The following is a 17572-nucleotide window of genomic DNA, read 5'->3' on the forward strand; positions in this document are numbered from 1 at the left end:
TGAATAGTCTATGTACAAATTTTTTAATAAAATAGTTAGATTGTTTTGTTTATGTGTATTCCTTTTGGGGCATTCCTCTGCGGATGCCCAAAATAGGAATTTACCTGCAGACATCAATCCTTATTTCGGACCAGTCGGCAAGCAGGCTGTCATGCCTAATGCGGCTGGCTTTATTCAGAGATGGTTGCTCCTGGAGCCCATCTCTATGCCGGTCAAGAGCAATGTCGTTTTTACAGATTCTTATCTGAAGGAGATATTCCATACGCAGTATTTCCCTAAACAGATGGAAACTGTTCCTAAGGATGGAGCCGTCGTGAAGGTGGGCAAGGAAAAACTGAAATGGCATGCGCTGGACAGTAAACTGTTTAATGTGAAACTCTTCCGTTTCGCCACTTCGTTTAAGAAGCCCAAGTATGGTGTCTTGTTCTGGGCGGTTACCATTATCGATTGTCCTGAGGAGATGAAAGACGTCCGCTTGTCTGTTGGCTCGAATGGTGCTTCCATGTGGTGGCTCAATGGTGAGGAGGCGGTGATGCTCGAAGGCGACCGAAGAATGGTTCGCGATGATGTGGTTTCTAAGAAGCTTACCTTGAAGAAAGGTAGGAATATTCTTCGTGGTGCTGTAATCAATGGACCTGGTATGAGCGACTTCTGTGTCCGATTCATCGACGGACAGGGCAAGCCTGTCAGAAACCTGTCTATTCACGTGAAGTAGTGCAATCAATAAAGAAAGTTATGAAACAGAACAATATATTTTTCAGATATTTTAGCCCGGTTGCTGCTCAGCAGAAACTTTATGCCGCTGCTTTGGTTGCCTTGTTGTCTTCCTCTGCTTACGAGGCAGAAGCCCAGGTGGGCGAACCTTTCATTCATGATCCTTCTACCATTGCCCTGTGTGATGGAAAGTATTATACCTTTGGAACGGGTGAAGGTGGAATCTGGTCGGAGGATGGCTGGACCTGGCAGGGTGGTGCTGTTCGTCCCGGCAGAGGAGCGGCTCCTGATGTGTTGAAGATTGGCGACCGTTATCTTGTAGCCTACAGTGCTACGGGGGGTGGATTGGGTGGCAGTCATCGCGGTGATGTCCTGACGATGTGGAACAAAACGCTCGATCCGAAATCGCCTGATTTCAAATATACTGAACCGGTGGTGGTAGCTTCTTCATTGGATGATGAAGACTGTGATGCCATTGATGCGGGCTTGTTGCTCGACCCTACTACCGGCAGACTCTGGCTCAGTTATGGTACCTATTTCGGATTTATCCGTCTGGTAGAACTTGATCCGAAGACAGGTAAGCGGATGGAAGGCAACGAACCCGTCAATATCGCCATCGACTGCGAGGCTACTGATTTGATTTACCGCAACGGCTGGTATTATCTTCTCGGCACCCATGGCACCTGTTGCGATGGTCCTAATTATAAAATCTGCATAGAAGGCACTACTCGCTATCTTACCGCAACCGCTCAGCATGATGTCATTGCCAAACCTGAGTTTACGGGTGAAGATGCCCAGCTTTGGCGCATCGAACTGCTCACCGATGGCACCTATCGCATCATGCCTAAGGCAGTGCCAGGCACAGAAGAGAAACTGGCATTGGTTTCACTCGGCGATTGTACCCCAGGCTTGGCTCCTTTCGATTTCAATAGCGATAATTCTAAATGGAATTTCAGACAACAATAAATTCATGATGATTTGACAATCGAGAAGCGTTCCAATCATAAACCCTCTAATAAAATAAACAGAAGTATGCTAAAGAATTTATCTCTCATTGCCCTTTTGGGCATCGCTGTCGTTGGCGTTCCAAGTGAACTCAGCGCCAAGAATGTAAAGGTGGCAGGCACCCAGAAAGGTGCGGCTGCCAAGTCTATCACCCGTCAGGTGGCTCAGCAGAATGTAACCATCGAATTCTATTCTCCATCCATCGTCCGCATCTTGAAATCTGATGCCGGACTTGGTGCTCCTGTTCAGAAGAAAAGCTATTCTGTCATCTTGAAACCTCAGCAGATGAAGGGCGTTCAAATACAGGAAAACGGTGATATTGTAAAAATCAATTCTAGTTTTATTTCCGTTGAACTGAATCAGCAGACTGGCGAAATCCGCTTCCTTTCGAAGGATGGAAAGCTGCTGCTTACTGATACGAAGACCCGTCTGGAAGCTCGCAAGGATAAAGCCAACAAGGGCAAGTACCGTATAGAGCAGGACTTCCGTCTTGCTGATGACGAGGCCATCTATGGTCTGGGACAGTTGCGCGATGTTTACATGAATCAGCGTGGCCGCCAGAACATCGTGCTCTGGAACAATAATACTTATATCGCCATCCCTTATTTCACCAGTGAGAAGGGCTATGGTCTTTACTGGGACAATGCAGGAAAAACCTATTTCAATGATATCGTAGCATCCAAGAATAATGGCAACCAGCCATCATGTACTTCCTTTACCAGTGAAGTGGGAACCTGCGCCGACTACTATTTCATGTATAAGGATGGTACGCAAGATGGAGTCATCGCCAGCATCCGTGAACTCACCGGACAGGCTACCATGTTCCCGAAATGGGCGATGGGCTTCTGGCAATGCCGTGAGCGCTATAAGACCAGTGATGAACTGGCTGGCGTGTTGGACAAGTATCGCGAACTGAAGATTCCTACTGATGCCATCGTGCAGGACTGGCAGTATTGGGGATGCGACTCCAACTGGAATGCGATGAAATTCCAGAACCCATACTATATAAATAAGGTGGGCGACCCAGCCTATGCCAAGTATCTTCCTACCGATATGAAGCAGATGAAGGTACAGGGAGAACCCCGTCTGAAGAGTCCGGAAGAGATGGTGAAGTATGTTCATAAGAACGATGCCCATCTGATGATTTCCATCTGGGCAAGTTTCGGTCCTTGGACAGAGCAGTATCGTGAACTGAAGAAGATGAATGCCCTCCTTCCTTTTGAAACGTGGCCAAGAAACAGTGGCGTGATGCCATACGATGTCTTCAATCCGAAGGCTCGCAACCTCTACTGGAAGTATCTTACTCATCTCTACCAGATGGGCTTTGATGCCTGGTGGACCGATTCTACGGAGCCAGACCATTTTGAGAAGCCGGGCGATGAGAACTATCAGACCTTCGATGGTTCATGGTTGGGTGTGAAGAACGCCTTCCCATTATTGCACAACAAGAGCATCTACGAGCACCAGAGAGCGATGAAGGGCAACACAAAGCGTTCGCTCCAGATGACCCGAAGCGGCAGTCTCGGTATTCAGCATTATGGCACCATCTGCTGGAGCGGTGATGTGGTGGCTTCCTGGGACGAGATGAAGAATCAGATTCCATCGGGCTTGAACTTCTCGCTCTGCGGTATCCCATTCTGGAACACCGACCTGGGTGGTTTCTTCTACTGGGAGTTTGAACAGAATCCAAAGAATCCAGCCATTCAGGAATTGCAGACCCGCTGGATGCAGTGGGGAACCTTCATGCCATTGATGCGCAACCACTGTTCTTCGCCGATGGTAAGCGAACTGTATGAATTCGGAAAGCAGGGCGACTGGGCTTATGATGCTATGATTAAGGCCATCAAGTTGCGCTATCGCCTTTTGCCTTATATCTACAGTACGGCTGGTGACTGTGTACAGAATAGCGGAAGCATGATGCGTGCCCTGGTAATGGATTATGCGGCAGACAAGAAGGCTTCCCGTCTGAACGATGAGTATCTCTTCGGCCGCAACATTCTGGTGAAGCCGGTAACCGATCCTTTATACACTTGGAAGGATAAGGAGAAGAAGGGCCATACCATCTATCCTGATGTAAGGAAGGCAGCTGCGCCTGTGAATGTTTACTTGCCAAAGGGTAATAAATGGTATGATTTCTGGAGCAACACCCAGTATGAGGGCGGTCAGGATATCCAGCGCCTTTGTCCTATCGACATCATGCCTGTATTCATCAAGGCAGGTACCATCCTGCCATTCGGTCCTGAAGTGCAGTATAGTTCAGAGAAACCTTGGGATGAGCTGGAAATTCGTGTCTATCCTGGTGCTGATGGTAAATTTACGCTCTATGAGGATGAGGGCGACAACTATAATTACGAGAAGGGTAAATTCTCGGAAATCCAGTTTGTTTGGAATGAAGCAGACAGAACCCTGAGCATCGCTCCACGCAAGGGCAGCTATAAGGGAATGCTCCAGCATCGCAGATTCCATATCGTACTGGTGGATACCAATAGTGGTGCGGGCGATCAGCCTATGCAGGCAAGCAAGAGTGTGGAATATGACGGAAAGGCTGTAAAGATACAGCTGTAAGTGTTACATTATATAAAGTATTTGATACTTGTAATAAAGTAGTATTCTGCTTTTTTGTTTATCTTTGCAGCACAAATAACAATTTAATATACTAATAGCTTAATAGTAATTACAATGAACAAGAATGTTATATACGCAGCTTTGATGTTTGTGGTAACTATGTCCTCCGGCAATGCCTCAGCTCAGCAGTTTCCTTATCAGAATCCAGCCCTCTCGGCTCATGAGAGAGCGGTAGATTTATGTGGTCGTCTCACTTTGGAAGAGAAAGCTTCTCTGATGCTGGATGATTCGCCGGCTATTCCGCGATTGGGAATCAAGAGATTCCAGTGGTGGAGCGAGGCACTGCATGGTGTGGCGAACATGGGAGATGTAACCGTCTTTCCGGAACCTATCGGAATGGCAGCTTCGTTTAACGACAGAATGGTGTATAGAGTCTTTGATGCAACATCTGATGAGATGCGTGCCAAATGGAATGAACTGCAGCAGAAGGGAGGAGATGTAACCCGTTTCCATGCCCTCTCTGTCTGGACTCCAAACGTGAATATCTTCCGTGATCCTCGCTGGGGACGTGGACAGGAAACCTATGGTGAGGATCCTTATCTTACCAGTAGGATGGGATGTGCCGTGGTGCGCGGATTGCAGGGACCTGAAGATACGAAATACCGCAAACTCTGGGCTTGTGCCAAGCACTATGCAATTCATAGCGGACCGGAATGGGCTCGCCATACAGACAATATTACCGATGTTACACCGCGCGACCTTTGGGAAACTTATATGCCTGCCTTCAAATCGCTGGTGCAGGATGCCAAGGTGCGTGAGGTGATGTGTGCCTATCAGCGTTGGGATGATGAACCATGCTGCGGCAACACCCGCCTTTTGCAGCAGATTCTCAGGGACGAGTGGGGATTCAAGTACCTGGTAGTTTCTGACTGTGGCGCTGTTACTGATTTCTGGGAGAATCATAAGGTTTCGAGCAATGCCAGAAATGCAGCAGCTAAGGGCGTATTGGCTGGAACCGATGTAGAATGTGGATTTAATTATGTATATAAATCAGTGCCTGAGGCTGTGAAGTATGGTGCCCTGACTGAAGAAGAAGTTGATAAGCATGTGATTCGTCTGCTCGAAGGTCGTTTCGACTTGGGTGAGATGGATGACAACAAGATAGTATCATGGTCGAAGATTCCTGTATCTGTGCTTTGCAGCAAGGCACATCGCCAGCTCTCGCTCGATATGGCTCTGCAGACCATGACGCTGCTCCAAAACAATAATGAGGTATTACCTCTCGATAAAAAGCTAAAGAAGATTGCTTTCATCGGACCAAATGTGGATAACGAACCGATGATGTGGGGAAACTATAATGGTACTCCACGACAGACAATTACCATCCTGGATGGTATCAAGAGTCGTTTGAAGAAAAACCAGATCGTCACCTTTAAAGGGTGCGACCTGGTGAACGACCAGACTTTGGATTCTTACTTCGACCAGTGTAGCATGGATGGCAAGATGGGCTTTAAGGGCACTTTCTGGAACAATCGTGAAATGGAAGGTAAGCCTGTTACCATCACTCAGGAAAAGAATCCTGTGCAGGTAACTACCTATGGTCAGCATTCGTTTGCACCCAATGTGAAGTTGACGGGCTTTTCTGCCAAGTATGAAACCGTATTCCGTCCTAAGCAGAACGCCAAGGTATTGCTCGATGTGGCTGCCTGCGGTCATTATGAGGTTTATCTGAATGGTGAGAAAAAGTCAGAAAAGAGTGATTGGCGCACAGCAGAATCCCGCATCGAGTTTGAGGGCGTGAAAGGCAAGGAGTATAAGATAGAAATACGATATGCTGAGATGCCAACCTATAATGCCAATATGAAGATCAATATCGGTCATGAGAATCCTATCGACTATCAGGCTTCGCTCAAGCAGTTGAAGGATTGCGAGACTGTAGTCTTCGTAGGTGGCATTTCTCCACAGTTGGAAGGTGAGGAAATGCCTATCGAGATTTCTGGCTTCAAGGGTGGTGACCGCACCAACATCGAATTGCCTAAGGTTCAGCGCAATTTCCTGAAGGCTTTGAAGGAGGCGGGCAAAAAGGTTGTCTTTGTCAACTGTTCGGGTTCGGCTATCGCCTTGACTCCAGAGACAGAGAGTTGCGATGCTATTCTCCAAGCCTGGTATCCTGGTCAGGAAGGTGGTGAGGCAGTGGCTCGTGTGCTCTTTGGTGAGTACAATCCTGCCGGCAAGTTACCAATCACTTTCTATCGCAATTCCAATCAGTTGCCTGATTTCAAGGATTACAGCATGAAGGGCAGAACCTATCGCTATATGAACGATGCGCTCTTCCCATTCGGTTACGGCTTGAGCTATACTTCTTTCCGTATTGGCGATGCTACACTTTCCAACTCTATCCTGAAGAAGGGTGAGAAGATTACCTTGAAGGTGCCTGTAAGTAATGTTGGCAAGAAAGATGGAACCGAGGTGGTGCAGGTGTATGTAAAGGATCCTGCCGATACCGAAGGACCATTGAAGAGCTTGAAGGCTTTCGAGAGAGTGGAGGTGAAGGCAGGAAAGACTGCTGAGGCTGTCATTACGCTGGATAGCAGAAACTTCGAACTCTTCGATGCTGCAACCAATACCGTCCGTGCCAAGGCAGGAAAGTATGAGGTTTATTACGGCAGCAGTTCGGCTGATAAGGATTTGAAGAAACTGGATGTTTCTATTGAATATTAAGTAACGGTATACTAATTAATATATACTGCTTTCAATAGTATCAATCCAATAAAATAATCGAATTATGAAAAGAATCCTTTGTGTACTTATCGCAGTCCTATGTCTCTGTACTTGCTGGGCTGGGAATGGCAAGAAACCTATTGTCTGGGAACAGCCGATAGCTGAATCGAACCAGCTATTTTATGATCCTTTTCAATCTCAACTCAACATCTATCGTGTGGAATTCGCAGATGATGAAACACGAGTGTTCATGCACATCACTTTTCCCCCACACTATTGGATAAAGTTTGTGAAGGAAACCTATCTCCTTGCTGATGGCAAGAAATATCTCGTCAAGAGCTGTGATGGACTGAAACTTGACGAAGAACACTATATGCCTAGCTCTGGCAAGGAGGATGTGGTCTTCCATTTCGCACCGCTCCCCAAGAAGACCCGAATGTTTGACTTCCTGGAAGGTGACGGCAAAAAGAACTTCAAGATATTGGGCATCGAGAATATCGATACCCGCATCAAACAGCTCTTCTCCTCGCTTTGGCGCAACGATGCGACCGGCGATTGGGAGATAGGATTCTATGAAGATTTCGCCATCTACGACTGCCGTTACTGGCAATACAAGCAGAAGAATCAGAAGGGCGACAAGTACTCTTTCATCCTTACCGATGGCAAGAGCGACCTGGCTGTCAACATCGACAAACCTCAACATGGCAAGCGCACGATGAGCATCAACGGCAAGAAAGCCGAATATTCGCTCATTACCACTTCCATCCTTCCGGATTATCCGCAGAAAGATGAGACCACAAGTCTGAAGGATACTCATAACAAGCCCGATACGGCTATTGTTGTGGGATGGCTCAGAAATATGCCTAAGGAATTTTGGGATAGAGGGCAGGAGTATAGTGTGCAGTATTATGATCTCTTTTCCACATTCAAGGAAGTGAGCAATTGTAGCAAGCTCGATTCACTTGGCAGATTTGAGATCAAAGTGCCTCTCATCAACTCTACCGAGGTTTTCATGGACTGGAAACATACTTATATCAACACGGTGTTGGAGCCAGGTGAGACCTATTATCTGCTCTATGACTTCAAGTCTGGACATGCTATCTTCATGGGTAAGAACTGTCGCTTGCAAAATGAACTGCTGGCGCATCCTATCCCAATGATTAACGCAGACTATGCAGGTAAGTATGAAAATAAGGTTCCAGCCCAGGAGATGATGCAGATTCTTGAATCCAGATATAAGGAGGCTGAAGGGAACTTACGGAAACAGATAGAAAAATCGGCATCTATTTCCAAATGTTATCAGGAGTATGCTGCCCGATATCTTCTCTGTAGTTATGCATCATCAATCTTACAGGGAGCATATCGTGTAAAAGACCATATTTTCCCTCAGGAATATGTAAGCCAAATGAAAAAAATATGGAAGGAGATTCCGCAGCCTTATACTCAGTTTCGTGACTATAGTATGCTGACTAAAGATCTCATCGACCAGGAAGCAAGGTTAAAGTACAGTACACCCATGGGGAAGACCTATGGATTCTTGTTCACCAATTATTATCCGGAACTGTTGAGAAAGCACAAGGCTCAGGGGGATATTGCGATAACAAATTCTGAAATTGCTACGGTGGAACAATGGGCTAAGAATCTGGATGCCATGACTATCAAGCAATATCAGACGACAGATGCCAAGGAGCAGGAGAAAATAGAAAATGCTTTTTCCAACTCAGCCCTTGCCAAGCGTGCTACGGCTATTATTGGAAGAGAAGACATAGCCAAGATGCTTAAGGATGAGACTCCTCTCATCGATGTATATTATGCCCAGCATATAGCTGATAGCATGGGATGCAGCCAGCAGCAGAAAGATGTCATCATCACCAAAGCCATTCTTCAGATGTTGGAAAGACTAGCCATGCCACTCAATAGTTATGGGCTTGACCTGGCAGAACATAGTATCAGTTCTGAAGTTCTCAGGGAGAAAGTATTGGCAGAACACCGTAAGTACCTGTCTTTGCAGAACAGGGACATTACTGCCAGTATCAAGACAGCTCCGCAGGATATGAGCGATGGTGAGAAGCTTCTTCGCCATATATTGGAGCCTTATAAGGGAAAGCTTGTATTGCTGGATGTCTGGGGAACCTGGTGTGCCCCTTGCAAGGAGGCTCTAGCCCATTCGAAGGAAGAGTTCGAACGCTTGGCTCCATACGATGTGGTATATCTTTACATGGCAAACAACAGTCCTGAAGAGTCATGGAAAAATATCATCAAACTGAATGATCTGGTTGGCGACAATATCGCCCACTACAATTTGCCAGCGGCTCAGCAGAGTGCCATCGAGAACTATCTCAACATTCGCTCCTTCCCTTCCTATCGCCTCTTCGACAAGGAAGGAAATCTGGTAGATGTGAAAGTGGATGCCCGCCAGCTTGACAATCTGGAGAAAATCATCAAGGAACTGAACAGATAGTAAGAATACTGATAAAATCCCCTTCAAGGTATTGGGTGCACAGTTGAATACATAATAAATCCCGAAATCGCTTGGCGGTTTCGGGATTTTTGCTTATCTTTGCCAACGTAAATAGTAAATTGTTGATAATATGGCAACGAAGTTATATCCAATAGGCATGCAGACCTTCTCTGAGATTCGAGAGGAGGACTTTCTCTATGTAGATAAGACGGAGTACATCTATCGTATGACTCATACGAGTGGAAAGTATTTCTTCTTGAGTCGTCCACGTCGTTTCGGAAAGTCACTCCTCGTCTCTACTATGCAGAGCTATTTCGAGGGAAAGAAGGAACTCTTTAAGGGGCTTGCCATCGAAAAGCTAGAAAAAGATTGGACGGAATATCCTGTGCTTCATTTTAGTTTGGCAGGTGGAAAGCACATGGAGAAAGACCAACTTGTGCGCTATCTCTTATATATATTAAAGGTAAATGAAGAAAAATTTGGCATCGTCAATGAGTCTCCCGACCCGAATGTCCGTATGCTTAATTTAATAAAAACGGTATATGAACAGACTGGGCAGAAGGTCGTTGTGCTCATCGATGAATACGATGCTCCTTTGCTTGATGTGGTACATGAGGATACTAGTTTGGGCGTCTTAAGGGAGGTGATGCGCAATTTCTATAGTCCCCTAAAGGATAGCGACCGAATGCTGCGTTTCGTCTTCTTGACAGGCATCACCAAGTTCTCGCAACTTAGTATCTTCAGTGAACTCAATAATATCACAAATGTGAGTATGCACCAAGAGTATGCTGGCATTTGCGGCATTACCAAGGAGGAATTGTTGGATAAGTTTGATGAGGATATTGATGTGTTAGCAGGTAGGTTGGGATTGACACACGAACAAGCCTTGTCAAAACTGAAGGAAAATTATGATGGCTATCACTTTACCTGGCCATCATCAGATATTTTCAATCCTTATAGCTTGTTGAACTGTTTAGCTGAAGGACAGATGAATTCCTATTGGTTTGGCTCAGGCACTCCTACTTATCTCCTTAATATGATGCGGAAATATGACTTTACACCGATTGACCTGGGTGAACAGATGGATGCATTAAAGGATGATTTTGATGCAGCCACTGAGACGATGACTACTATCATGCCTTTACTTTATCAGAGTGGTTATATCACTATCAAGAATTATGATCCGGAAACGGAACTCTATACCTTGGCTCTGCCTAACAAAGAAGTGAGGATTGGTTTGTATCGCAGTATGTTACCGCATTATTTAGCGGCAAAGTCTGCAATGTGCAATACGACCGTGGCCAAGATGTCTTCTCTTATCAATAAGGGTAACATGGATGGTGCTCTTCAGCTATTGAAAACGTTCTGGGAGACGGTACCTTATTGCGATAATACCGATTATGAGGGGCATTATCAGCAGACAATGTATATCATCTTTGCCCTGCTTACGAATTTCCGTATATTGGTGGAACAGCATACTTTCCGTGGAAGAACAGACATTACGATGGAAACAAAGGATACCATCTATGTGATAGAACTGAAATTTAATAAGTCAGCACAAGAGGCTCTTGACCAAATCAACAACAAGCATTATGCTGATGCTTTTGCCCTAAGAGACAAAACCGTGGAAAAGATTGGTATGAACTTTATGATTGATGAAGATAAGACGATTGTATTGGATTGGGCAAAATAGTTCCCTTAGTAGCAGAACCTCTTCTTCCTGGATTGGTGGAAGTTTGGGGAGTAGCAACAGAAAAGATGGCCTTGCAAAATGCGGGGTCATCTTTTCTGTTTTATAAAACAGACACTCTTAGATAATTATTCGACATGAAAACCATAACAAAGTATTTGTTACATGAGATAAAGTAATGAATAGAATAAATCGCTATTTTTGCGTCGTTTTAACAGCTTTAATAAAGAAAGCCGGTGAAAATCATCGGCATCATAACAATTTTAAACTTTTATATTTCAACCTAAAAACAAATGAAAAAGAGATTTTTGGCGATATTGGCGGCTGCGTTGCTACCGTCATGTCTGTTCGCCCAGTTTGGAGTGGTTTCGCCGCTTCATGTGAATGGCAATCAGTTGAATGATTCCTATGGCAACAAAGTGGTTTTACATGGTGTGATGGATACACCGAGTCCTTACTTCAACAAATATCGTTGGGGTTATAGCTGTACCGACAATAACATCTCGGCATGCATAAGCTATTATGACAAGATTTTTGGAGCACTCCAGAATCCTGCCAAAGGTACCTATTGTAATATCTTCCGTCTTCATCTCGAACCAGGCTGGACCAATGATCCCAACAAGAAGTCAACGGGTTCTGATACTGGAGAGGCTAATATATCGCGTTTCAGTGCTAGCCGTTTGCAGAAGTATCTTGATGCCCTTTATCTGCCTATTGCGCAGAAGGCCATCAATCATGGCTTGTATGTGGTGATTCGTCCTCCAGGCGTATGTCCTAAGGATTTGAAAGTAGGCGATGCTTATCAGAATTATCTTAAAACGGTGTGGAACATTGTTTCCAGCAACAGTTGGGTGAAGAATAATTCCGGCATCGTATCGCTGGAACTTGCCAACGAGCCTGTTCATATATATAATAGGTATGGTCAGAGTTCTGCTACTGCCATGCGGGATTATTTCCAGCCAGTAGTTGATGTGATTCGCAAGAATGGCTTCAAGGGTATTATCTGGATTCCTGGCACGGGCTATCAGAGCCAGTATGAGAATTATGCCTCTTATCCTGTTTCCGACAGTAACTTCGGCTATGCCGTGCATGTGTATCCGGGATGGTATGGGGCAAGTGATACCAGCTATGATTCCAATGCTTTCATCTATAATTTCCAGAAGCAGGTGCCTGTGGTAAAAAATAAACCGATTCTTGTTTCTGAGATAGACTGGAGTCCGGAGAAACCTGGTGCAGGTAAGTATAATGAGTTTGGACAGTGGGTGGCCAGCAACCTGGGTTCATGGGGAACTGCTACCACAAGCAAATGGGGTAATGCCTGGAAGAAGGTGATGGATCATTTCGGAAACATCAGCATGACGCTGACCAGTACTGATGATTATCTGGATATCGACAACTTCCTGAAAACTGGTCAAATCAAGGCTGGATTGGAGGCTAATCCGGAGGCTTGCGGTCAGACCTGCTTCTACTGGTATTACGAGTATTCCAAGAAAGACTATGCTCATAAGTCTGCTGGTACGTCTTCTTCTAACCCGAATACTCAGCCTTCTACCGGTTCTTCTACTTCTGGCAATACCCAGGGCGAGAACATCATCAAGTCGTGGGGCAATGGCAGCGGATTTGTTCCTTCGGGATGGACGGTGGCAGATAATGGCACTCAGGTTTATGTCGGCAATAAATCGAGCGGTCCACGCATCATGAACTTCTCTGGTGATTTCAAGAATGCTTTCTATGTGAGAACTGTTTCTGCCGATAAGGCTGGCTATATAGAATATGGTAATACAAATGGTTATACCCTGCCTCTGGTATATGGCGAGTATGAGCTGAGCTGCAATGTGGCAGCATGGAAGGGTGCTCCATATATGAAGGTGGAGGTGTACGACCCTCAGAATGCCGTGCTTGCTTCTACCATCGTCAAGGCAAATGGCAATGCCAATGGCAATATGGGGGCTTATCTCTCGGGTACCACCAGGGTTTCTCTCTCGTTCTATTCCATGATTAAGGGCAACTATCGTGTACGTTTCACCCCTGTGGCTGATGCCAAGGGCACAGGTGGTGCCTGGGTTGAGGCTCTGGTAGGCAATGTGGCTCTTTACTTCAAGGGAAATCCGCTGGCACTGAATGCCGTGGGACAGGTTCCTGCCGGATGGAAGATTGTTGATGCCGGAGAGCAGAAAGCGGCTGGTGCAGCTGGCATTGGTCCACGCATCTTCAAGTTTGCCGGTGGTGATTTTTCTACGGGTCTTTACATCCGTCAGAGCGATGCCAGCAAGGCAGGCTACGCTGAGTTTGGTTCTACTTGGGGCTATGGCTTCTCGTTGAAGCAGGGCAGCTATGTATTCTCTTATAATGCCGTGGCGTGGTCGGGGTCTCCTTATCTGAAGTGTGAGGTTCTCGACGAGAGCAACAACGTACTGGGTTCTCAGATTATCCAGTGTACCAAGAATGTGAACAAGAACACCGGTGCAAATACTTATGGCAGCAATAGTGGTCAGGTACGATTCACTGCTTCCCACACGGGTTACTATCACTTCCGCTTCACTCCTGTAGCAAACAGCTGGGGTGGCAGTGGTTCATGGCTTGAGGTAGTGGTAGGTCATCTGAAGATTTCCATGACCAGTGCTTCTCGTTCAAGAAGCATCGATGGTGGTTGGAACGATGGTACTACGGGCATCGGGCAGGTTGAGAGTGCTGAGCATATCAGCGGTCAGGAGACCAAAGAGAACTCCGGCTGGTACACGCTTCAGGGTCAGCGGGTAGAACACCCAACCAAGGGTATCTATATCCATAATGGCAAGAAGGTGGTTTTGAGATAAAATATATGAGATAGATTGTTAAATGTGAAAGATGGCCTCGCAAAACGTGAGGTCATCTTTTTATTTTTGGGTCTTTTTCTTTATTATGTGTTATCATGCAAATATTTTGGAACATCTGCCAAACAGTATTTTTGAGTTTTGTAGTAATTTTGCAGTATATATAATCATAAGATATTTATTTTTAGATTTATGCTTTTATATAAAGAAAAACAGTTCATATTGATGAACTGCAAGACTGTTGTGAAACAGGTTAAATTGTTCACGAGAATGGTGCATAGTGATATGCGCCATTTTTTTGTGTTATAACATGTTTCTTTTTTTTAGTTTATCTTAAAATGCAGAAAATGTGTTAGTTACGGTGTGCTGTAACAAGAGATGAAACAATTGGAACATCAAGAAAATACGTTCTCATGACAGTTTTCTACCTTTGCAGCCGTGTTCTTTAACCAAGAAGTAATAACACCTAGAAACAAACTTAATTAAAATGATACAACATGATTGAACAAGTGTTTACATTTAAACGGACAGCAGCTCTATGCCTCGTGGGAGCCTTCTGCAGCTTGAACGCACAAGCCCAGAAGATTACCGTGAAGGGTAGTATTGTTGACGGCACAGGAGAGCCACTGATTGGTGCTACTGTGAAAGTGAAGGGTGATGCCACTTCGGGTGTCATCTCCGACATGGATGGTAACTTTCAGATTGCAGTACCTTCTGAAAATTCATCCCTTGTCATTACCTATATCGGTATGGAATCTAAAACGATTAAAGTAGGTAAGAAAAGACAGTTTAAAATTACCTTGACTGATGACAATACATTGGGCGAGGTAGTAGTGGTTGGTTATGGTCAGCAGAAGAAAGCCTCTGTTGTCGGCTCTATTGCACAGACAGATGCGAAAACCTTGAATCGTCATGCCGGAGTTTCTTCTTTGGGTCAGGCACTGACAGGTAATCTTCCAGGTGTCGTTACTTTCTCTTCTACGGGTATGCCAGGTGAGGAAGATCCTAAGATCGTGATCCGTACGCAGACTTCTATCAACGGTTCCAACGACCCTCTCGTTCTCGTGGATGGTGTGGAGCGTGCCATGAACACCGTTGACCTTTCTTCAGTAGAGAGCATCTCCGTATTGAAGGATGCTTCTGCCACTGCCGTTTATGGTGTGAAGGGTGGTAATGGTGTCATCCTCATTACTACCAAGCGTGGTAAGGAAGGTAAGGCTGCCGTACACGTGAAGGCGAATGCTACCATGAAGGTGGTTTCCAAGTTGCCTGAGAAATATGATTCTTACGATACATTCCGTCTTCTGAATAGAGTGGTAGAGCGCGAGCTGAACATCAGCGACGAAAAATCCTGGGGTTCTTACAAGCCAATGGCTATTATTGACAAGTATCGTAACCCTGCTAATGCTGAGGAATGGGACCGCTATCCTAACGTGGATTGGCAGAAGGAACTGTTCAACAACACAGCCATGTCTTACAATGCCAGCGTGGATGTTTCGGGAGGTACCAAACTCGTGAAATATTTTGCAGCTATTGACTTCTCTCACGAAGGTGACCTGTTCAAGGACTTCACCAGCGGTCGTGGCTATAAGTCTGGTTTCGGCTATAACCGTATTAACATGCGTGCCAACCTGGACTTCAACCTGACCAAGACCACTCAGTTCTCTACCAACCTTTTCGGTAGTAACGGTGTCCGCCATTTCCCTTGGGACAAGGCGAGTGATTCCAGTGCTTATTGGGCTTCTGTTTATCATGCAGCTCCAGATGCGATGCGTCCTATTTATTCTGATGGTACTTATGGATACTATGCACCACGTAAGGCCGACTGTCCTAACTCTGTGATGAGTCTTGCCCGAAGCGGTGTGGAGAATCGTACCAATACACAGATTACCACCGACTTTATTCTTACCCAGAAACTCGATTTCCTGACCAAGGGTCTGAAGTTTGTAGCCAAGGTTTCTCTTGACAATACGATGGTAGAGGAGAAGCGTGGTATCAGCGACCAGTATATGGATCCGCAGCTGAAGTGGATTAACCCTGATGATGGCTCAGTTTCCTATGACCAGAGCGAGGATTACCATGAGTCTGTGGCTTGGACCGTCAATGGTGGTAGGGTAAATACGGGTGCCACTTATCGCCGTCTCTACTATCTGGCTCAGCTCGACTGGAACCGCAAGTTCGGCAATCATGAAGTGGGTGCAATGGGTGTATTCAACCGCAACGAATATGCCAGCGGTTCTTCTTTCAAGCATTATCGTGAAGACTGGGTGTTCCGTGCCACATACAACTATGCGATGCGCTACATGCTCGAGTTGAACGGATGCTACAACGGTTCTGAGAAGTTTGGTCCCGACTATCGCTTCAAGTTCTTCCCATCAGCTTCTCTCGGTTGGACTATCACCGAGGAGCCATTCATGAAGAACATCAGGAAATATGTAGATATGTTTAAGGTGCGTGCATCCTGGGGTCGCATCGGTGATGATTCTACCGGAGGTTCTTATCTCTATTCCGACCAGTATTCCTATGGTGGTAAGACCTATCTGGGTGGTGATAATACTTATGATTCACCTTATACTATATATCGCCTTACCCGCATCGGAAACCCTAACGTGCGTTGGGAGACATCAGAGAAGCGCAACCTGGGTTTCGACTTTGGATTCCTGGGTGGATTGCTTACCGGTTCGCTGGATGTATTTAGCGACAAGCGTACCGATGTGCTCTTAACCACCCGTTCCATTCCTTCTTACTATGGTATGAGCTACACGGTTGCCAATGCTGGTTCGGTGGATGCCAAGGGTTACGAGTTGAGCCTGAAGGTGAACAAGGCATGGAACAAGAATCTGCGTACATGGGCAAACTTCAATATGACCCATGCTACCAACGAGATTAAGTTTGCTGATGACCCAAAGCTTCAGGCAAGTTATCTGAACAAGGCGGGTTATGCCATCGGTCAGAACCATAGTTACATTGATCATGGTTTTATCAGCAACTGGGATGATCTCTATGCCGTACCAACTTTTGGTAGCCATGATTCTGAGAAATATACGGGTGATGCCATCATTTCCGACTTCAATGCAGATGGTCAGATTACAGCAGATGACAAGGCACCTTATCAGTACACCTCTATTCCAGAGAATACCTTCAGTACTACATTGGGAGCAGAGTGGAAGGGTTTGAGTGTAACGGTACAGTTCTATGGTGTAACCAATGTTACCCGCGAGGTGAACTTCCCAACCTTTGAGCGTGAAACCCACATTGCCTTCAAGGAGGGTTCTTACTTCACGGCATCCAATCAGGGTGGAGAGTTGTCTTTGCCACGTTGGACCACTGTGGCAGACGATGGAAATGCCGGTACACGCTACTTCTATGACGGTGCTTTCCTGCGCCTGAAGAATGCCGAGATAGCTTATACCTTCAGGGGTGCTTGGGTGAAACGAATGCACTTGAATTCACTCCGTGTATATCTGAATGGTGACAACTTGCTGCTCTGGACCAATATGCCGGATGACCGTGAGAATAACTTCAGCGGCAACTCAGCAAATGGAGCTTATCCAACCGTACGCAGATTTAACTTAGGTTTCGACCTGACATTTTAAATGAATC

The 17572-nt window shown here is 45.7% G+C and carries 8 protein-coding genes; all 8 read left to right on the forward strand.

Annotated features, from left to right (window positions below; translation table 11 throughout):
• Positions 1–10 precede the first annotated feature (10 nt).
• On the forward strand, positions 11–715 hold the full coding sequence (locus KUA48_RS11070; RefSeq protein WP_118254771.1) for an acetylxylan esterase: 705 nt from the start codon (positions 11–13) through the stop codon (positions 713–715).
• A gap of 20 nt (positions 716–735) precedes the next feature.
• The gene (locus tag KUA48_RS11075) at positions 736–1680 is read left to right on the forward strand and encodes a family 43 glycosylhydrolase (protein WP_218432500.1); all 945 of its coding nucleotides are present in this window, start codon (positions 736–738) and stop codon (positions 1678–1680) included.
• Positions 1681–1746: 66 nt separating this feature from the next.
• The gene (locus KUA48_RS11080; protein WP_218432501.1) at positions 1747–4284 is read left to right on the forward strand and encodes a TIM-barrel domain-containing protein; all 2538 of its coding nucleotides are present in this window, start codon (positions 1747–1749) and stop codon (positions 4282–4284) included.
• A gap of 114 nt (positions 4285–4398) precedes the next feature.
• Positions 4399–7005 carry a xylan 1,4-beta-xylosidase gene (xyl3A, locus tag KUA48_RS11085; protein WP_218432508.1) on the forward strand — a complete coding sequence of 869 codons (2607 nt, stop codon included), beginning with the start codon at positions 4399–4401 and terminating at the stop codon, positions 7003–7005.
• 64 nt (positions 7006–7069) lie between these two features.
• Positions 7070–9466, forward strand: coding sequence for a thioredoxin-like domain-containing protein (locus KUA48_RS11090; RefSeq protein ID WP_218432510.1), 2397 nt, complete (start codon positions 7070–7072; stop codon positions 9464–9466).
• Positions 9467–9596: 130 nt separating this feature from the next.
• A complete protein-coding gene (locus tag KUA48_RS11095) occupies positions 9597–11159 on the forward strand; it encodes an ATP-binding protein (RefSeq protein WP_218432512.1) in 1563 nt (520 codons plus the stop codon).
• A gap of 290 nt (positions 11160–11449) precedes the next feature.
• Complete coding sequence (locus KUA48_RS11100; RefSeq protein WP_218432514.1) at positions 11450–13972, forward strand: cellulase family glycosylhydrolase; 2523 nt, start codon at positions 11450–11452, stop codon at positions 13970–13972.
• A gap of 494 nt (positions 13973–14466) precedes the next feature.
• On the forward strand, positions 14467–17565 hold the full coding sequence (locus tag KUA48_RS11105) for a TonB-dependent receptor (protein ID WP_153093785.1): 3099 nt from the start codon (positions 14467–14469) through the stop codon (positions 17563–17565).
• The last annotated feature ends 7 nt before the right edge of the window (positions 17566–17572 follow it).

The sequence above is a fragment of the Segatella copri genome (genome assembly GCF_019249795.2).
Classification (GTDB): domain Bacteria; phylum Bacteroidota; class Bacteroidia; order Bacteroidales; family Bacteroidaceae; genus Prevotella; species Prevotella copri_B.